Raw genomic sequence first — 19,541 nt, forward strand, 5'->3', positions numbered from 1 at the left:
ATAGTACAAATTATTCTAGATAGACCGTAAAGTATCACAAAAATTACGTACCTAATCTACAAGGTTAGTAATTTTTTGCTATGAAAATATTATTTTTGGACAAGCGGTATTCGGTTTTGGGAAAGGTTACATGAAACTCAATTGTCCACTTCTTCGGTTTCTGGTTATGCTAGCCATCACTAGCATAACCCAAGACCGAAGAAGTGGACAAACAGAAGGCTTATCCCATGAGAATTCTAGCTTCTTGTCCATTTGTTATAAATATGGTGTTTTAATGAGGAATATATTTCGGTTTGGAGAGTGGGACAAATACGAACAAGCTATACAGGTTTCGGTTTTGAGTATATAGATATTAGAATGTATTTTCAAAGTTTGCTAGCAATTTTTGAAAAAAATTAAGTGTATATGTTGTATAAGTGATAATGCAGTAGAAAAAGTTTTTAATCATTAGACAAGTATCTTTGTATGAGTTGCATGTGGTACAGGTGTTATATAACTTTTGTGATATGAAGATTTTCTTTCGAGAAGTTTTTTATGAAAAAGGTTATATTAAACTTTTTATATTACGTCTGTTATTTAATAATAGATAGTTGTGGGGGAATTACTTTTCTTTTCTAACGCCTTTGAAAGGTGCTGGACTACTGGTTTTTTGATCAAGGAATCGTCCAGTTGCACTGTCACGCTTAATCCAATTTCCGTTTGGACCTTGCAATTGACTACGCCCTTTTACTGCACCAATGCGCCCTTTTCCAGGTTCACCGTTTTTCGCCATATGAATCCTCCTTTCCTATGTGCTTATTGTTGTATGTCTTGTTGTATATTGTTTATTTTATATAAAACCATGGAATTTTTATATTATTTTGTATCAGGGATAGTACCACATACCCATCAAGCTAAGATTTTGAAATATCCCCAAAACGAAAAAACGTTATTCTCTCTGTAGAAATATGCAGGAAGAATAGCGTTTTTTTGACTTCTTCTGTTCAATGTGCATGCTATATTTACGCATGAAGTTTGAGTCATTTCCAATGTTCAAAAGAAAGATTTGATTTTTATCCGTTTGCTTCTACTGCTCCACGGTTCTTCCTTTGCCCCAACTCTTGATCTAATAACAATAAAGCAGCTGGATTATCCTTTGCTATTTTTAACCGTTCTACAATGGTTAAGGTTTGATTTTCCTCTTCAATTTGTTCCCTTAAAAAATCTAGAATAATAATCAGGGTTTGAGAATCTACTTGAGTAATATAATCATAAGCTCGCCGGTATGCGTTTGTTACAAAACGTTCATGTTCTAACGCCTTCTCAAAAGTTTCTAATGGTGTTCCAAAATCTGTAGGTTGTGCTGGTATTGCAAGTATTTGTACGATTCCATCTTTTCCTGCTAGGTAATCAATAAGCTTTAACATATGTGTTCGCTCTTCGTCCGACTGAAGCTTTAACCAATGTGCCATACCAGTATAGTTTTTACGATTAGCATCGGCAGACATCGCTAAATAGATGGAAGACGATAAATTTTCGAGTTGAATTAAATCATTAAGAAGCTTTTGAACTTGTTCCTTAATCATTTGAATCACACCTTTTAGTTATTTGTCACAAAGTATCTTATGAAACTATTTTTTATACGGTTAATAACTAACTGTATTCCTATTGCCATGACTGTAGCCTTCTTCGACAGCCAATGCATCTGTTTTAGTAACATGAACGGTACCAAGTGGATGATTTGGAGGAGCATATATCGAGTAAAGCTTTAACGGAACATTACCTGTATTAGTTAGATTATGCCATGTTCCGGCAGGTATCATTATTGCAAAATCATCATAAACGTTTCTTTGAAAATTTAAATTATCTTTACTCTTGCCCATTTGAACAATCCCCTGACCTTGTTCAATACGTAAAAATTGATCAACACCAGGGTGTATTTCTAAACCGATATCTTCGCCAACATTGAGACTCATTAAGGTAACCTGTAAATGTGTTCCTGTCCATAAAGCTGTACGATACGTATTGTTTTGCTGTGTTGCCTCATTGATATTAACAACAAATGGTTCTGATCCATAATCTGTTAACAAAATACTTTCATCACCATTGGAAAAACTAAAAGAATCAAATCTGTTTGCATACTCTATCTCATTAGGAGAAGTCCAGTAAACAGACTGTCTTCCATAGCTATACATTGGTACATCAACATAATAAGGATATTGATATCGATACATAAAAGGAGCATAGTACATTTTTCTCAACCCTTCACAATTTTATAAAATCATCCTATGCACTGGTTAAGTGAATGTACTTAGATTCAAGGTAACTTTTGTAAAGAAAGCTTTTTAGCTTAAAACACTTATTTCATTTAAGCAAAATTCACATAGAAAAAGATGATTTCCTGTACTTAGAGGTAACCGACTTTGGATGGTTAATTACCAAAAAACTTAGCGGATTAAAATAAGGAACTTTGTTTTTTGAACTGGTAATGATATTTTATAAAAATGTTTAAAAGAATAACTGTAAGGTAGTGAGAGAAAATTCTTACTACCTTACAGTTATTTTTACACAGAGGTTAGTTCTTCTATTATTAATGGATTACAGAAATAGCATTAAGTTGAATAAAACCAAAAAACAAGCGCCTACTTAGGCGCTTGTTTTTTTTGTTTTATTTTAAAAATGTCATTTGATAATTTTTGTTTCCACCTGATAAATTGTATACTTCTTTGAATCCCATATTCAGTAGGACGTTTTGTGCTGCATTCCCAGTCACACCTTTATTACAGTATGTGACAACAGGGATGTCTTTATTAAATTCGTTCCCTTTTTCACGAAGCGAGCCAAGTGGGATATTGATTGCATTTGGAACATGGCTCTTTTCATAATCTTTGGATGAACGAGCATCAATAACTAACATTTCTTCTCCGTTATCGATACGTTCTTTTAATTCGGATGGTGTAATTAACTTACGGTTATGCTGAATCGCATTATCTAATGCCATCCCTGTGTACATAACAGGATCTTTTGTTGTTGCAAATGGTGGTGCATATGCTAAATCAAGATGGAATAAGTCTTCTGCTTTTGCACCAAATGTCATGGCTGTTACAAATACATTAATGCGTTTGTCTACGCCTTCTTTTCCTACAATTTGCACACCAAGCACACGACCATCCTTACGATCAGCAATTGCTTTAATCACCATTTCACTACTATCTTCCATATAAGCTGGTTTATTTGGTTTAATGTTGTATAGAACTTCAATATCATAACCAAGTGATTTTGCTTCTTTTTCAGAAAGCCCTGTTTGAGCAACTGCCATATCAAAGAATTTAAAAATACCAGTCCCAAGAATTCCTCGGAATTCTAATGTTCCGCCAGTCATAACATCCCCAGCGATACGCCCCATCTTATTCGCAGTAGAACCTAATGGGCGATAGATTGCTTTCTTGGTAATAAGGGAGAAGCTTTCTGCACAGTCACCTACTGCATATACATCAGGTACGTTAGTTTCCATCTTTGTGTTTACCTGAATCGCACGAGTTTCTCCAAGTGTAATCCCAGCTTTCGTCGCTAGTTGTGTGTTTGGACGTACACCAATGGAAAGAATGACAATATCAGTTTTAATTTCTTTTCCACTATCTGTTACAACTTTTGTTGCATGGTTATCGCCTTCCAATGCAGTAACTGTTTCACCAAATAAAAGTTCTACACCTTTTTCTTTCATATATTTTTGAAGCCATCCAGTCATATCTTTATCCATTGATGGCATGACTTGTTGTTCACGATCAATTAATGTTACTTCCATGCCGAGCTTAATAAATGCTTCTGCAACTTCTAATCCAATAAATCCACCGCCAACAATGACTGCTTTTTGAGGCTTCTGTGTTACTAAATATTGCTTAATATTTTGTGCGTTTTAGATATTACGAACAGAAAATACATTATGTTTATCTGCACCTGCAATTGGAGGAACAATCGGTGATGCTCCTGTTGCAATAACTAACTTATCATATGTGTCGATAAATTCTTCATTTGTAAGTAAATTCTTAACTGTTACTTGTTTCTGATTCGCATCAATATTCATAACCTCATGTTGTGTATGAATGTCGATATTGTAGCGTTTTTTAAACCATTTTGCATCGCGTGGTGTTAATTCTGCTACTGTCTCAATATCTGGACCTAAATAGTAAGGGATACCACAACCAGAATAGGAAATGTGTGTATCACGGTCATAGATTGTAATTTGTGCTGTTTCTGTATTTCTTCTTGCTTTTGCTGCAACTGATGTTCCAGATGCTACCGACCCAATAACGATGATTTTCATGATTGAGTTCCTCCTAATGGTTTCATATGATTAAGCTGATTTTGTGTTTGAGAATTTCTTTTGTAATTTCAATGCGACATTAACGAGTGCAATTAAAACAGGTACTTTTACTAATGGACCAATAACTGCAGCAAAGGCTGCCCCTGAGTGAATTCCAAATACCCCTACTGCAACAGCGATAGCTAATTCGAAATTGTTACTTGCTGCTGTAAAAGATAATGAAGTTGCGACAGGATAACTTGTTCCCATTTTCTTAGATAAGAAGAATGAAACAAAGAACATTAAGATAAAGTAGATAAGCAATGGAATCGCAATTCGTACAACATCTAATGGTAACTGAACAATCATTTCACCTTTGATAGAGAACATCACAACGATTGTGAAAAGTAAAGCAATTAAAGTTAATGGGCTAATACGAGGTACGATTGTTGATTCATACCATTCACGACCTTTTGCTTTTACAAAAATAAATCGTGTCAACATTCCGGCGATGAAGGGGATTCCTAAGTAAATGAAGACACTTTTTGCAATTTCTCCCATTGAAATATCAACGACAAAGCTTTCCATTCCTAACCATTTTGGTAAGACTGTGACGAATACATAGGTGTATACAGAATAAAGCAAGATTTGAAAAATCGAGTTAAATGCAACAAGTCCTGCAGTGTATTCACGGTCACCTTGTGCGAGATCATTCCATACAATAACCATGGCAATACAACGTGCTAGACCGATCATAATCAAACCAACCATATATTCTGGGTAACCTTGTAGAAAAACAATTGCTAATACAAACATTAAAATTGGTCCAATGACCCAGTTTTGAAATAGAGATAATAATAGCACTTTCCAGTCTTTAAATACGCGCCACATTTCTTCGTAGCGAACTTTTGCTAGTGGTGGATACATCATGACTATTAATCCAATTGCAATGGGAATAGAAGTTGTACCGACCTGTAAGGAATTTAAATTGTCAACAAAGTTCGGTGATATATAACCAATTAACACACCTAATCCCATAGCGAGAAAAATCCATAATGTTAAATAACGATCTAAAAAGGATAATTTTTTAGTTACATTACCCAATTTATTCCCCTCCTTGATATATATTATTGTTCACTTATATAAGTATACGCTTATATTAGCGGTTGATTATATGTTTTTCAAGTAATTTTTATTAAATGGGTTTTCGCCTATGAAAAATATGTAATCGTAATGTGTAACGGATTTATGAGTATGTTGTAAAAGAAAAGGGGAACTTAAAAGAAAAGATGAGTATATAGGAGTGTATATTTCGAGTATTTTTTAGTTGAACATATAAGCTAATGCTTATATACTTATGATAAGAAGAGGGGGTTGAGATATGCAAAAAACAGTATTAGAGATTGAAAAGGTATCAAGTATCCTAAAATTATTAGGAGATAAAACACGTTTAGCGATGATGCGAATGGTATATGAACAAGAATATTGTGTTTGTAACTTTGTAGATATATTCAAAATGAGCCAACCTTCTATTAGTCAACATGTACGCAAGCTAAAAGATGCAGGGCTTGTAAAAGAAGAGAGACGTGGACAATGGATTTATTACTCCATGAATATAGAAAGTGAATACTATGAATTGGTTCAAGATATGATTCGTCATGTAGACCTACCTCAAGGTGCAACTACTTGTGATGATAACTGCTGTGACTAACTGAAATATTAGGAGATGAACAGATATGACAAAGAAAACAATTTATTTCTTATGTACAGGTAACTCTTGCCGTAGCCAAATTGCTGAAGGATTTGGAAAAACATATCTAGGAGATACATGGAGTGTGTACTCTGCAGGAATTGAAGCGCATGGCGTGAATCCAAATGCAATTAAAGCAATGAATGAAGTAAATATTGATATTACAGGTCAAACATCAGATATAATCGACCTCGACATTTTAAATAAAGCAGACCTTGTTGTGACATTATGTGGACATACGAGAGACGTATGCCCAACAATTCCTCCTCATGTGAAACATGAGCATTGGGGATTTGATGATCCAGCAGGGCAAGATTGGTCAGTGTTTCAACGTGTGCGTAACGAGATTGGTGCACGCATTAAGAAATTTGCGGAAACAGGTGAGTAATCAAAAGCATAGCCGAGGGTAACATCTCGGCTTCTTATATAGGAGGGGAAAGAACTATGAAAACAATTGAAATTTATGATCCAGCAATGTGTTGTTCAACAGGTGTTTGTGGACCAAGTGTAGACCCAGAATTAATTCGAGTTTCTGTGGCTGTTAACAATTTGAAAAATAAAGGTTTTGATATCACACGCTATAACTTAGCGAGTGAACCAGATGCGTTTGCATCCAATGAAATCATCAGTAAATTGTTGATGGAAAAAGGTCCTGAAGTGCTTCCTATTACTCTTGTTGATGGTGAAGTAGTAAAAGAAAAAGAATACTTATCAAATGATGAATTTGTTGCATTAACAGGGTTAACAGAAGAAGAGTTAATTCAAAAGCCTCGTGTACGTTTAGGATTAAACGTTAAAAAGTAAAGAGAAAGAAGGAGTAGACATGACTCGTTTATATAACCCACAAACCATGCAATTTACACCATTTCTATTTTTCACTGGAAAAGGTGGTGTGGGGAAAACATCAACTGCATGTGCGACAGCAATCACATTAGCTGATAAAGGAAAGTGTGTGTTGCTTGTAAGTACAGACCCCGCTTCGAATTTACAAGATGTGTTTGGTATGGAACTAACGAATCAACCATTAGAAATTCCAAGTGTAAATAATTTATTCGTAGCCAATTTAGACCCTGAAACAGCGGCAAGTGAGTATAAAGAACGTGTTGTGGGTCCTTATCGTGGGAAACTTCCAGAAGCGGTTATTAATCAAATGGAAGAACAACTGTCGGGAGCATGTACGGTTGAAATTGCAGCATTCGATGAGTTTTCATCTTTACTAACAAATAAAGAACTAACAAAACAGTATGATCATATTATTTTTGATACAGCACCAACAGGACATACGTTACGTCTTCTGCAACTTCCAACGGCATGGAACGGTTTCTTAGAAGAAAGTACACATGGTGCTTCTTGTCTTGGTCCATTGGCTGGATTAGGTGAGAAGAAAAAACTGTATGAAGAAACGGTTGCCACACTGTCTAGTGGAGAACAAACAACATTGGTATTAGTAACACGTCCAGACATATCTCCATTACAAGAAGCTGCAAGGGCTTCAAAAGAACTTGGGGAAATTGGGGTGCAGAACCAAGTCCTACTTATCAATGGGACGATGCAAAATCATGTGAAAGAGGATGAAGTATCCCAAGCTTTTTATGATAGACAAACAAAGGCGTTAGAACAAATACCAGATGAATTAAAACAGGTTTCTACCTATGATGTTCCTTTAGCGCCGTTTAACATCACTGGTATTGAAAATCTTCGCAAATTATTTATGAACGGTGTGATACCTGATGTGATGACATTAGAATCAGAAGACATGAAAACAGCACCTTTAAAAGATTTGATTGAGAATATACACAAAACTGGTCAACGTGTTATTTTCACGATGGGGAAAGGCGGCGTGGGGAAAACAACGGTCGCATCTACGATTGCGGTTGGTTTAGCAGAAAAAGGACACAAGGTTCATTTAACGACTACTGATCCAGCAGCACACTTGGATTATGTCATGCACCATGAATCCGTACATGGCAACTTATCCGTAAGCCGTATTGATCCAAAAGTCGAAGTGGAAAAGTACCGAAAAGAAATTTTGAATCAATCAAGTGAGTTGTTAGATGAGGAAGGATTAGCTTATTTAGAAGAAGATTTACGATCTCCTTGTACAGAAGAAATTGCGATTTTTCGTACGTTCGCTAACATTGTAGAAAAGGCAAGTAACGAGATTGTGGTTATTGATACAGCACCAACAGGACATACATTATTATTGCTTGATGCAGCACATTCGTATCATAAAGAAATTGAACGTTCCTCTGGTGAGGTTCCAGTTTCAGTACAGCAATTATTACCACGTCTTCGCAATCCAAAAGAAACAGGTGTTGTGATTGTAACATTGGCAGAAGCTACGCCTGTGTTTGAAGCAAGTCGTTTGCAAGAAGATTTAAAACGAGCAAACATCACACCAACCTGGTGGGTAATTAATCAAAGTTTATATGCAACGCATACGAAAGATCCTATCCTACATGGCAGAGCGATGTCAGAAATAGAGTGGATGCGTGAGGTTGAAAAAAGATCAAATGGACAATATGTGGTGATTCCTTGGAAGGCACAAGATATTGTTGGCTATGAAAATTTAAAACACTTAACAGTGTAAAAGTATAAACGAAGAGGAGATAATAACATGATTATTACAGATGGAGCAAAAGCATATATTGAAGAGATTATGAAAGAACATGGTGTATCCACATTACGTTTTTCATTTGAAGGTGCTGGATGTTGTGGACCAAGTTGGGGAATGTCATTAGCTATGGCAGAAGAAGACGACATTGTACAAACAGTTAATGGGCTAGAGGTTGCAATAGATAAAAAGGTTTTAGAGACAGTAAATAAGTTTACCCTTGATTTTGAAGGCGCAGGAGAAGAAGCAGGATTAGTCTTCCACGGCGGAGAAAGCTGCTGTTAAAGATGGGAAAAGGTCTCCTTGTACAAGGGGACTTTTTCGTATGATGCAAACCAAGGAGGAAGGGTCTTATATGCAACGAAGTATGGAGTATATTTGGATGGAGTTTAGTGATCGTTTACTATATTTTATTCAACGAAAAGTTTCTAATACGGGTGATGCAGAAGACATTTTGCAAAATGTATTTATAAAAATTCAGAAGAGTATTGGTCAATTGAAAGATGATACAAAATTAAAATCATGGTTATTTCAAATTGCAAATCATACCATTATTGATTATTATCGTCGCCCACAAACAGAATATAATATGGTTTACGAATTCAATCAATTTGTAACAGAAGATGATGAGGAAAATGCGAATCAAGATATCGCTTCTTGCTTACAAGATTTTATTGTACTTGTGCCAGAAAAATATCGTCAGGTCATGGTTATGTATGAATTTCAAGGTTTAAAACACAAAGAAATTGCAGAACGATTAAATATTTCTGTATCAGCATCTAAATCAAGACTGCAACGTGGAAGACAAAAATTAAAAGCCTTATTAGAGGATTGCTGTCGTTTTGAAATAGATAAGTATGGGAACATTGTTCACTACGAAAAAAAAGAAATATGTTGTGAATCGTAAATTTTTTTAAAAAAGTTGCGACCAAATATATTTTCATTCGTCTTACTAAGTGAAAACAAAAAGAAATGAGGTAAGAACGATGAAAGAACTTGAAAAAGATCAAATTCGAAATACAGTTCGTGAAAATTATAAAACAGTTGCATTAAAAGTAAATAAAGCAAGTAATTGTTGTGCGCCAAGCTGTTGTTCACCAGAAGAAAATCTGGATGTGCAATTAAAGGAACTATCAACAAAGATAGGATATTCGGAAGAAGAATTATCTTCTGTCCCACTAGGTGCAAATATGGGGTTAGGTTGTGGAAATCCGCAAGCAATTGCAAATCTAAGAGAAGGTGAAGTTGTATTAGACCTTGGGAGTGGCGGAGGATTTGATTGCTTCTTAGCCTCTAGAAAAGTTGGGGAAACAGGTGTAGCAATTGGTGTAGATATGACACCAGAAATGGTAAGTAAAGCTCGTGCTAACGCTGAAAAAAACAACTATAAAAATGTTCAATTCCGACTTGGTGAAATTGAACACCTTCCCGTTTCAAATGATTCAGTGGATGTTATTATTTCAAATTGTGTAATTAATTTATCGCCTGATAAACAACAAGTATTTAATGAGGCATTTCGTGTCTTACATTCAGGTGGACGTTTAGCAATTTCTGACATTGTACTCACAGCAGAATTACCAGAAAATATTCAAAAAGATTTACGTTTCTATTCAGGTTGTATTTCAGGTGCATCTTATATTGATGATTTGAAGGTTTATTTAGAAGAAGCTGGCTTTGAATCTATTCGTATTGAACCAAAAGATGAATCAAAGGAGTTTATCAAAGATTGGGTCCCAGGTAAAAGTGTTGACGAGTATATTGTATCGGCAGTTATAGAAGCTATAAAACCAAAATCAGTCTATCCATCATAATGGATAGGCTGATTTTATAAGAAAAAGGGGATGGAGAAATGTTAATTCGAAATGCACAAGCACGAGATATTGAACAAATCAATGCAATTTATAATCAAGGGATACAAGATAGAAACTTCTTATTTTGGGGGATTTACATAAGTATTATTTACTTTTACGCCTATGCCCTGGTCATAAACCATTTTTCCGCCGAAATATCCTACAGAAAGGATGGCACTAGAACATATTAATGAAAGTAAACAATACACAATCAGTGTAGATTTTTGAAATAGCTTCTTTTTAAAAAGAAAAAGGGTACGGAAAGCAACTACAAGAAAGGTTAGTACAGTAGTAAGGTCCGCCAAGTTTTCATGATACTTGAAAATATTTGTATTTCCTCCGACATCGTCTTCTGTCCCAGTACCAACCGCAATCCAGGCAAAAATAAAAGCTAGGATCCACAGCCAAAAACCCTGTTTCGGCGAAAGCTCCCGTTTTATTATAATCAAAAATAAGTCATAACATGTAGCCATAATAATTAATACAATAGGGAAATGCACCATAATAGGATGAATATGAGAAATCAATTCTTCAAACATCATTTTTCCTCCTCCAGAAAAGATATACATGGGTAATTTTACTAACGTATTTTTAAAATTTCTTTAAAAATACATTAACCTTGTCATGAGGATAAATTTTTGTAACAAAATTTAGGATGTTTTTGTGATAAAATGGTGTATTTTTGTTGATTTGAAGCTATTTATTTCTGTTATTGTATGGTGGTGTGTTGTTCTTATCTCAAAATGAATGACCAATAAGTTTCTTATATTTAACATTTGATTTCTGTGTAAAAAATACTACAAACGAGAATAATCTATGCTATAGTAATAAAGAATAACTATAAAACAAATAACCACAAATAGTGTGATTATTTAAAAAGCTGCTATCCATATGGATGGCAGCTTTCGTCGTTTTATAGGGATTTCGATTTTGATTCTTTTTCTCAATAAAAAATGACAAGGGAGCGAATAAGAATGAATTCAGAAGGAAAAACATTATCAACAAATAACAATATTTCTCGTTCAACTTGGGGTCAAATGTGGGGAAAACACCATGAACTGATCCTTGCTATTATATCTGGTGTTTTTATTTTAGCTGGTTGGATCTTAACAAAAAACGAAGTAACAACAGCTGGGATTATCTTTTATATTCTCGCATACCTCACTGGAGGTTACGTAAAAGCCAAAGAAGGTATTACAGATACGATTGAGGAAAAAGATTTAAACGTTGAGATGCTTATGCTTTTTGCCGCTATTGGTGCCGCTATTATTGGTTACTGGGCAGAAGGTGCAATTTTAATATTTATTTTTGCATTAAGTGGTGCAATGGAGACTTATACACTAAGTAAAAGCAAAAAAGAAATTTCAGCATTGTTAGATTTACAGCCGGAAGAAGCTTTACGTATTTCAAATGGAACGGAAGAACGCATTCCAGTAGATCAATTACAAATCGATGACATTATTTTAATTAAACCAGGTGAACGTTTACCTGCTGATGGTATTGTTTACGCTGGTGAAACAAATATTGATGAGGCTGCGATTACAGGGGAACCTATCCCAAATAGCAAAACAATAGGTGATGAAGTATTTGCTGGAACTGTGAATTTACGCGGTGCAATTGAAGTGAAAATTACGAAGCGTAGCGATCAAACATTGTTCCAAAAAATTATTCGTCTTGTGCAAAGTGCTCAAAGTGAAAAATCACCATCACAGCTTTTTATCGAAAAATTCGAAGGAACATATGTAAAAGGCGTGCTTATTGTTGTTGCTCTTATGATGTTTGTTCCACACTATTTATTACATTGGAGTTGGAATGAAACATTTTATAGAGCTATGATTTTACTCGTTGTTGCATCTCCTTGCGCACTTGTAGCAGCGATTACACCGGCTACGCTAGCTGCTATTTCTAACGGAGCACGTCATGGTATTTTATTTAAAGGTGGCATTCATTTAGAGCGACTTGCTTCTGTAAAAGCAATTGCTTTTGATAAAACAGGCACATTAACACAAGGAAAGCCATCTGTAACAGATGTATATGTGAGAAATGGCATAGCAGAAAAAGAGGTATTGTCTATCACAGCCTCCATCGAAAGCCATTCAACACATCCATTAGCAGAAGCAATTGTTAAACATGCCGAACATGCATACGATATTAAATTAACAAAACCAGAAAATGTTGAAGATGTAACTGGATTCGGCTTAAAAGGGACACTTGGGAATAAAGCTTATAAAATCGGAAAAGCCGATTTTATTGGCGAAGAAGCGAATTTGTTCCATGATGGTATTGCTACTACACTCGAACAAGAAGGAAAAACAGTCGTGTATATTAGTGACGAAGAAGGAGTTCTTGGTCTAATCGCATTGAAAGATACATTACGTCAAGAAACGATTGCCGCAATTCGTGACTTACAAAGCCTTGGTGTAGAAGCAATTATGATTACTGGTGATAATCAACAAACGGCAAAAGCAATTGCCTCTGAAAGTAACATCAAAGAATTTTATGCGTCATGTTTACCAGAAACAAAGGTGGAAACAGTAAAACAACTAAAAGAAAAATATGGTGTAGTTGCTATGGTTGGTGACGGAATTAATGATGCTCCAGCACTTGCCACAGCAAGTATCGGTGTTGCTATGGGGGGAGGAACAGATGTTGCTTTAGAAACAGCTGACATTGTTCTGATGAAAAATGAACTCTCTCGCCTTTCTCAAGCAATTCGTTTATCAAAACGAATGAATCGTATTGTAAAACAAAACGTTATCTTTTCACTAACAGTAATTGCAATGCTAATTTGCTCGAATTTCTTACAATTTTTAGCCCTTCCACTTGGCGTTATCGGTCACGAGGGAAGCACAATTCTTGTTATTTTAAATGGATTACGATTATTAAAAGAAAATAAATAAAATGTTTATTATAGATTTGCGATACAAATCAAATCTAAAAATAAAAATTTGGTTTTGGAAAACAATCGATCGATTTTGTTGTTTGAACTTTAGCCAAGAGAGTCTTTCATATAACAAATGTTATATAATATTTGTTATATGAAAGCTTTAATATAAGAGAGTTAAACAAAGATAAAAAAATTTTAATTTTATTTATTATCCGACTACCCACCACTTAGATGTTAATGCGTCTTGAAGTGAGGGCTTCGAAAGATACAATACCTTTCTCTTTTATTCCTGGGTCATCCACAGGGCTAACACCCCATGTCACCAGGCTTAGATTCGCGACGTCCCTACCGCAGGGTAATCGCCCTGCACGCGTTTGATGAAGGAGAATTCTTTCGGATAAATCGTTAAATGAATATGGGAGTTTTTTAAGTTTGTTTTAAGAATAATCTAATATTATAACTGTACAATAAGAGACTATTGTACTAAGTTAGGAGTTTTTTTATGCTAAAACAGTGGATTAAAAATCCAAAAGAGAGGAAATTAATTTATGTTGCAATCATAGCAGCTTTCGTTATTCTTGCATGTGGATTTTGGACAATTGAACACAGAGATTCATTAACAACACATATATTAACAGATGTAAACCATCAATATGAGCACCAAATGAAAAGTCCTTTGAAATCTTATGCTAAAAATAAAGCTTCTTTAGGTCGAATTGGTATTTTTGCTGCATTTGCCATGTTTCCTCTTTATTTTTTATTAAGACTCAAAAAAATAAAATTAGGCAAAGAGATCAAAGCACTCATTTCAAAAATTTTGAAGTGGGTGAAGTTATTTCATGTTCCTATTGCAGTTCTTGCATTCGCATTAATTACTGTCCACTCATTCATTATGGTATTTTATGAATGGAAAACAGATGCAGTGTCTATATCAGGCGTTATTTCGTATATTTTATTTCTTGCATTAGGAACATTGGGATTTCTACGATACAAACGAAAAGATAAAAATTGGCATTACTATCTTTCATTTGCTTTTGTATGTTCAATGCTGATTCATACGTTTTTCTAAATTGAACTACCTCCACTTAGACGCAGACGCGTCTTGAAGTGGGGGTATACGATAAATGCTAAAAATCTCCCAAAACTCATTAATGGGAATACACTAGAAGTTGTAAAAAAGGAACTAGGGTAGTTCCTTTTTTATTTATATAAAATTCATTTTTGTAAATAATATTTATGAAAATGAATTCATTGCGTAGTTAAAGACATACTAATATTAAAACGAACTGTTTTTCCTTTTAGTAATGAAAGAAAGGTAATGTGTCATATCTTTTATAAAAGAAGAAACGTTACAGTAAAAGTGCTTTGTATGATGTTCGGTAGTCTGGTGGTTCGGGGATGGGAAGGTGAAAGAATTGGAGTCTTATGCAGTTTATGTTCGTGTATCAACTGACCGAGATGAACAAGTTTCATCTGTCGAAAACCAAATAGATATCTGCCGAAATTGGTTAGAGCGGAATGGATTTAGATGGGATGAAAAACGTGTTTTTAAAGATGAAGGAATAAGCGGTACTTTATTCGTAGATCGTCCTGCTATTCAATTATTATTGCAAAAGGCAAAAGCGAAAGAAATTGATATGGTTGTTTTTAAATCTATTTCTCGTTTGGCGCGTGACCTAAAGGACTCATTGGAGATCAGGGAAGTATTTCTCGCTCATAATGTTCGGATTATTTCTGTAGAGGAAGGGTATGATTCTGTAAAAGCAGGGAAAAATGATATGGCGTTTGAGCTGTGGTCATTGTTTTCTGCTCAATATAGTAGAACTCTCTCTTCTAGTATTACTGCAGCTTTAGCAGTAAAAGTACGCCGCGGGGAGCATATCGGTAGGGTACCGTATGGATATGATCGTATAAATCAAAAGTTAGTCATTAATAAAGAAGAAGCAAACGTCGTTAAAAGGATTTATGATTGGTATAACAGCGGTTGGGGATTTAAAAAAATTACAAATGAGCTCAATCGATTAGGAATAAAACCTAAAAATAAAAGTGTCTGGCAAATGACATCTGTGCAAAGAATTGTTCGAAGTCCTATTTACAAAGGCACTTTTATTTTGAATCAATATACATCGGTTAAAGTTGGTGGTAAGAAAAAACAAATTCGAAATCCAAAAGAAAAGTGGTTTGTTTTTCCTAATCATCATCCAGCGATTGTAGATGAAGAAACTTGGAGTCAAGTTAATGAGAAAAATATAACGGATAATAAAACGAAAATTACAGCCTGGAATGAATTTCGTAATTTAGCAAAATGTGCAGTCTGTGGTTCGAATATGGTTATTGTACAATCTCATTTGAAAAAGAAAAATGGGGAACGAACAGAATGGAAATATTTAAAGTGTTCACAATATAGAAGAGCTGGGAAGCATGGTTGTGTAAACCATGTGCCTATTCAATACCATGATTTTCGTCAGTTCATTATTGATTTGTTAGTGAAAAAAGGAGAGTCTATTACTTTAAAACTTCAAAGTAATGTCGAAGAGGGACAAGAGAAAAAGATAAAAAAGTTACAACAGCTTATGAAAGTGAACGAACAAAAGAAAAAGGCGCTACTGGATCTGTATTTGGAAGGACTTATCAATAAAGAAGAATTTGAAAAAAAACGGAACGATCTTGAAATAGAAATAACGAAAGCGACTCATGAATTACTTATCATACAAAATAGTGATGCTGTGCAAATGGATATTAAAACAATAAAACAAGCTTTTGCGCAGTTGCAATACCAAGAGCAAGATTTGATCCATGTATTCCAGACGTTGATTCAAAAAATTAGTATTCATCAAGATGGGACGGTGGATATTACATATACGTTTGAGAGTCCGTAAGACAGGGGATGTGATTTCATCTATCTTCTTTTTATTTGCGGCAAGGTTATCGTTCCTAAAAATGTAATGACTACGAGATAGAATAGTCATGTAGAAAAATAAGATAATTTAAAGTGAAAATTACAAAATTCATTCAATTACGAAGATGGTATTTATGAATTAGTCATTGATAATATACGTTAGGGGGTACTTAATGTATGTAAAAATATTAAAAAAGACACTCAAAATGAGTGTCTTTTTTAATAGCCATATCCGCCTCCAAAGCAGCTACATCCAATGATGATTAACAAAATGAATAAAACAATTAATAAGGCGAAGCCACCACATCCAGCTCCAAAACCCATATAAACTCCTCCTTTAGATAAGGAAGTCAAACTATGCGAGGTAAACGGCGAATTTAAAACTTCTTATGTTGTAATGTTATACACAGTGCAAGTCTCTGTGTATAAAAGCAAAGATTTCAGAGATGAACAAAAATGTTGCTGTTATTTTGTTTTCTATCATGTGTTTTTGCAATCTTATAATTTTGTACTACTTTGATATTCTTATTTGTGATTATTCTATATCAACAGGAGAGGTAATCTTATCTTTATATAAATCAAAATATAATTGATCATTTGTTCCTCGAACGCAATATGAAACATCAGGAAGGGTCAATCCTCGTCGTGCTAATTCGGTAAATAACCAATTTTTTGTTAGATTGTTTTGAGTAAAATTTTTATCAATAATTTGACCATCCATAATTAATTCAATAGGAAAAGATGCTTTGATAGGATTAAAAATTCCCAAGTCTTTTTTGGTTACATTTTTATGCTCAGGCTTCTTTAATACTGATAAGTTTCCGTTAGTTTCGATAATAGCATATTCTACCTCATCAATATCAAATACATCTTTGTTTCTTAAAGCTTGATTTAACGAATCGATTGTAAATTTTAATTTCTCCATATTTTTCTCAAGTATTTTTCCATCTTGGATAACTACAGTGGGCTCTCCAGAAAGTAATGCCCTAGCATTTCTATTTTTGAGTGAAATTAAAGCGAAAATGAACATAATAGCACTAAAGGTTATTAATGCAATAATAAAATTTCGGGAATGTATTGAAGTATTAAATGTTAAATTTCCTGCAATAGTTCCTAACATAATTGAAACAATAAAATCATGATAAGTCATTCGTGAAATAATTTGTTTTCCAAGTAATTGAGCAATACATACAAGCAAAACAGCTGCTATAAGAGTTCGGGTTATGACTTCTAAAGCTGTAATCAATTTTGTGTCTCCTTTCAATCTTTTACTTACTATCATATGTTTTAAACTCTTTGTTAAAAAAAGCCTGAAAGGTGTGTAATGAAAAGTTGTCACAAAAATAATACGTAACAATGTTAGTTTCAAACCTTTTATAGATAAAATACTGGATTTTATGAATAATAACGAAAATATAGATTGTTTTCATGTTACATACGTGATGAATACTATTCCATATTAAAAAGTATCCCAATGTAAATGTGTTAAGAGTGAAGTCCCTAATTTTCTTATTTAATTTCTCTTTAAAAACAGAAATACTTTTGAGTTGTTACGCAGGAATTCAACAGCAAACGAGAAAATCTTTCTAAATTCCATTTTGTTCTCTAAGGTGTTTTTTATACATGACTTTTTCTAAGATTGTATGAAAGACCAAACTACTGAAATAAGAGTTTGTTTCAGTAGTTTCTTTATAATCTTCTTCCAAAAAAATTATTCAGTTAACGAAGAAAAAGCTAATTTCTTTAGTGTACAAGAAATTAGCTTTTTCTTCGTTAAATTTGCTTAGTATGAGTTTTATGTTAGAGAGTTAGTTTCACAAAAAAGTGATAAATAGAAATTAAAAAACAGAATATGATTCGTTTTAACACGTTTTTCAGCTGAACCCTTTTCAAATGGGAACGTCTGGCGGAAATGAACACTTTTTTCTTATACCAGCAACATAAAATAAAATGCAATGATTATAATGGTTATCATAACTAATAAAGACACCCATATAATCAATGTTTTAGGGGGTTTAAATGTCTGAGAATTAATCCTTTTATGTTTATCAAGATAATTGATTGTTGCAAAAATAATAATTACAATTCCAAATAAAATTGAACCTAATCCAATTCCAGTAGCAAATTCATTATACACTTGCGTAAGTTCCCCGCGTATGGCATGATGTAAATTCGCTACAAGAAAACCCAGACCACAAATTGTAATAGCGGTGCGTATCCATGCTAAATATGTTCTTTCATTTGCTAAATGTTGTTGAATGTATTTAGAATCTATGGTTTCTAATAACTTTTCTTTTGTATCAGGCTGTTTCATTAAAAATTTCTCCAATCAATCAGAGTTATATGAAAAGACAGCATATCCTTTTTTACGTCTATACCACATAATAAACAAACTTCCAATGATACAAATAAGAGATACTAATTGAGCAATTCGTATGTGAGAAGTCAACATTAAACTATCTGTACGCATTCCTTCGATAAAAAATCTTCCAATTGAATACCAGATCAGGTATGTTAAAAATATTTCACCTCTTCTAACATTCACTCTTCTTAACAAAAGTAATCCTATTACACCAATAAAGCTCCAAATAGACTCGTACAAAAAAGTTGGTTGATAATATGTGCCATGAATATTCATTTGATTAATAATAAATTCTGGTAAATGAAGAGATTCAAGAAAAGCTCTAGAGGTAGGTTCCCCATGTGCTTCCTGATTCATGAAGTTTCCCCATCGTCCAATTGCTTGTCCAAGTAATAAACTAGGTGCTAATACATCAGCTAACTTCCAAAAAGATAGTTTTTTCTTTTTACAAAACCAAATAGAAGTCAAAACTGCTCCAATGATTCCACCATGAATTGCAATACCACCATGCCAAATAGCAATAATCTCACTTGGATGATTTTTATAATAACCCCATTCAAATACGACATAATAAATTCGAGCAGTAAGTATTGCAATAGGAAGAGCTAACATAATCAAATCTAAAATTAAATCTGAAGAAATTCCTCTTCTGTTTCCTTCTTTGCTAGCTAATAAAATTCCAAGTATAACTCCTATACCAATGATAATTCCATACCAATGAACAGAAATAGGTCCAAATTGAAATGCAATTGGATCCAATGGTTTAATATGTTCTGTCATGTAAAGTTTCCGCCTTTCATCATACAATATCTTTTTAGAACATGTGCAATGTATTAAATCCATTTCATTATAACAAATCTGAAAGTTTACAATTGTAAAAAATACATAACTGTAAAT

Annotated in this window: 19 protein-coding genes and 1 pseudogene; 10 read left to right on the plus strand and 10 right to left on the minus strand. The window is 33.9% G+C overall.

Annotated features, from left to right (window positions below; genetic code table 11):
- Nucleotides 1-601: 601 nt before the first annotated feature.
- The 5 genes and pseudogenes from PLX19_RS00725 to arsB form a co-directional block, all read right to left on the minus strand.
- Nucleotides 602-772, minus strand: a complete 171-nt coding sequence (locus PLX19_RS00725) for a hypothetical protein (protein WP_170933246.1) — start codon at nucleotides 770-772, stop codon at nucleotides 602-604.
- A gap of 280 nt (nucleotides 773-1,052) precedes the next feature.
- Nucleotides 1,053-1,565, minus strand: a complete 513-nt coding sequence (locus tag PLX19_RS00730; protein ID WP_251228914.1) for a ferritin — start codon at nucleotides 1,563-1,565, stop codon at nucleotides 1,053-1,055.
- A gap of 60 nt (nucleotides 1,566-1,625) precedes the next feature.
- Nucleotides 1,626-2,231 (minus strand): cupin domain-containing protein, encoded by a 606-nt coding sequence (locus tag PLX19_RS00735; RefSeq protein WP_272186605.1) that lies wholly within the window; start codon nucleotides 2,229-2,231, stop codon nucleotides 1,626-1,628.
- A 416-nt stretch (nucleotides 2,232-2,647) separates the two neighbouring features.
- A pseudogene (locus PLX19_RS00740) lies at nucleotides 2,648-4,303 on the minus strand (FAD-dependent oxidoreductase).
- 30 nt (nucleotides 4,304-4,333) lie between these two features.
- Nucleotides 4,334-5,386 carry an ACR3 family arsenite efflux transporter gene (gene arsB / locus PLX19_RS00745; RefSeq protein ID WP_272186606.1) on the minus strand — a complete coding sequence of 351 codons (1,053 nt, stop codon included), beginning with the start codon at nucleotides 5,384-5,386 and terminating at the stop codon, nucleotides 4,334-4,336.
- A 277-nt stretch (nucleotides 5,387-5,663) separates the two neighbouring features.
- On the opposite strand from arsB, the gene PLX19_RS00750 reads away from it, so the two are divergent.
- The 7 genes from PLX19_RS00750 (at nucleotide 5,664) to PLX19_RS00780 (ending at nucleotide 10,457) form a co-directional block, all read left to right on the plus strand.
- Entirely contained in the window at nucleotides 5,664-5,993 is a 330-nt protein-coding gene (locus tag PLX19_RS00750) for an ArsR/SmtB family transcription factor (RefSeq protein ID WP_272186607.1), read from the plus strand.
- Between the two features lie 25 nt (nucleotides 5,994-6,018).
- Nucleotides 6,019-6,420: an arsenate reductase (thioredoxin) gene (gene arsC, locus PLX19_RS00755; protein WP_272186608.1), complete on the plus strand. Its 402-nt coding sequence runs from the start codon at nucleotides 6,019-6,021 to the stop codon at nucleotides 6,418-6,420.
- A gap of 56 nt (nucleotides 6,421-6,476) precedes the next feature.
- The gene (arsD, locus tag PLX19_RS00760) at nucleotides 6,477-6,836 is read left to right on the plus strand and encodes an arsenite efflux transporter metallochaperone ArsD (RefSeq protein WP_272186609.1); all 360 of its coding nucleotides are present in this window, start codon (nucleotides 6,477-6,479) and stop codon (nucleotides 6,834-6,836) included.
- A gap of 19 nt (nucleotides 6,837-6,855) precedes the next feature.
- Nucleotides 6,856-8,622 carry an arsenical pump-driving ATPase gene (gene arsA / locus PLX19_RS00765; protein WP_272186610.1) on the plus strand — a complete coding sequence of 589 codons (1,767 nt, stop codon included), beginning with the start codon at nucleotides 6,856-6,858 and terminating at the stop codon, nucleotides 8,620-8,622.
- Nucleotides 8,623-8,649: 27 nt separating this feature from the next.
- A complete protein-coding gene (locus tag PLX19_RS00770; protein WP_272186611.1) occupies nucleotides 8,650-8,931 on the plus strand; it encodes a HesB/IscA family protein in 282 nt (93 codons plus the stop codon).
- A 40-nt stretch (nucleotides 8,932-8,971) separates the two neighbouring features.
- Nucleotides 8,972-9,553, plus strand: a complete 582-nt coding sequence (gene sigZ / locus PLX19_RS00775) for an RNA polymerase sigma factor SigZ (protein ID WP_272186612.1) — start codon at nucleotides 8,972-8,974, stop codon at nucleotides 9,551-9,553.
- 79 nt (nucleotides 9,554-9,632) lie between these two features.
- Nucleotides 9,633-10,457 carry an arsenite methyltransferase gene (locus PLX19_RS00780; RefSeq protein WP_272186613.1) on the plus strand — a complete coding sequence of 275 codons (825 nt, stop codon included), beginning with the start codon at nucleotides 9,633-9,635 and terminating at the stop codon, nucleotides 10,455-10,457.
- A gap of 119 nt (nucleotides 10,458-10,576) precedes the next feature.
- Here the strand turns inward: PLX19_RS00780 and PLX19_RS00785 are convergent, their stop codons facing one another.
- On the minus strand, nucleotides 10,577-11,035 hold the full coding sequence (locus PLX19_RS00785; protein ID WP_272186614.1) for a DUF2231 domain-containing protein: 459 nt from the start codon (nucleotides 11,033-11,035) through the stop codon (nucleotides 10,577-10,579).
- A gap of 435 nt (nucleotides 11,036-11,470) precedes the next feature.
- Between PLX19_RS00785 and PLX19_RS00790 the strand changes: the two genes are divergently transcribed.
- From PLX19_RS00790 to PLX19_RS00800, 3 genes are all read left to right on the plus strand, one after another.
- Complete coding sequence (locus PLX19_RS00790; RefSeq protein ID WP_272186615.1) at nucleotides 11,471-13,396, plus strand: heavy metal translocating P-type ATPase; 1,926 nt, start codon at nucleotides 11,471-11,473, stop codon at nucleotides 13,394-13,396.
- Nucleotides 13,397-13,885: 489 nt separating this feature from the next.
- Nucleotides 13,886-14,452, plus strand: a complete 567-nt coding sequence (locus PLX19_RS00795) for a hypothetical protein (RefSeq protein ID WP_272186616.1) — start codon at nucleotides 13,886-13,888, stop codon at nucleotides 14,450-14,452.
- Between the two features lie 337 nt (nucleotides 14,453-14,789).
- Entirely contained in the window at nucleotides 14,790-16,262 is a 1,473-nt protein-coding gene (locus PLX19_RS00800; RefSeq protein ID WP_272186617.1) for a recombinase family protein, read from the plus strand.
- Nucleotides 16,263-16,501: 239 nt separating this feature from the next.
- Here PLX19_RS00800 and PLX19_RS00805 read toward each other — a convergent pair whose 3' ends face one another.
- The 4 genes from PLX19_RS00805 to lgt all read right to left on the minus strand — a co-directional run bounded on the left by PLX19_RS00805 (nucleotide 16,502) and on the right by lgt (nucleotide 19,424).
- Entirely contained in the window at nucleotides 16,502-16,606 is a 105-nt protein-coding gene (locus tag PLX19_RS00805) for a YjcZ family sporulation protein (protein WP_272186618.1), read from the minus strand.
- A 211-nt stretch (nucleotides 16,607-16,817) separates the two neighbouring features.
- Nucleotides 16,818-17,528, minus strand: coding sequence for a DUF421 domain-containing protein (locus PLX19_RS00810; RefSeq protein ID WP_272186619.1), 711 nt, complete (start codon nucleotides 17,526-17,528; stop codon nucleotides 16,818-16,820).
- A 681-nt stretch (nucleotides 17,529-18,209) separates the two neighbouring features.
- On the minus strand, nucleotides 18,210-18,596 hold the full coding sequence (locus PLX19_RS00815; protein WP_272186620.1) for a YidH family protein: 387 nt from the start codon (nucleotides 18,594-18,596) through the stop codon (nucleotides 18,210-18,212).
- Nucleotides 18,597-18,611: 15 nt separating this feature from the next.
- The gene (gene lgt, locus PLX19_RS00820; RefSeq protein WP_272186621.1) at nucleotides 18,612-19,424 is read right to left on the minus strand and encodes a prolipoprotein diacylglyceryl transferase; all 813 of its coding nucleotides are present in this window, start codon (nucleotides 19,422-19,424) and stop codon (nucleotides 18,612-18,614) included.
- Between the last annotated feature and the right edge of the window lie 117 nt (nucleotides 19,425-19,541).

The organism is Bacillus sp. BP-3 (assembly GCF_028401955.1).
GTDB lineage: Bacteria > Bacillota > Bacilli > Bacillales > Bacillaceae_G > Bacillus_A.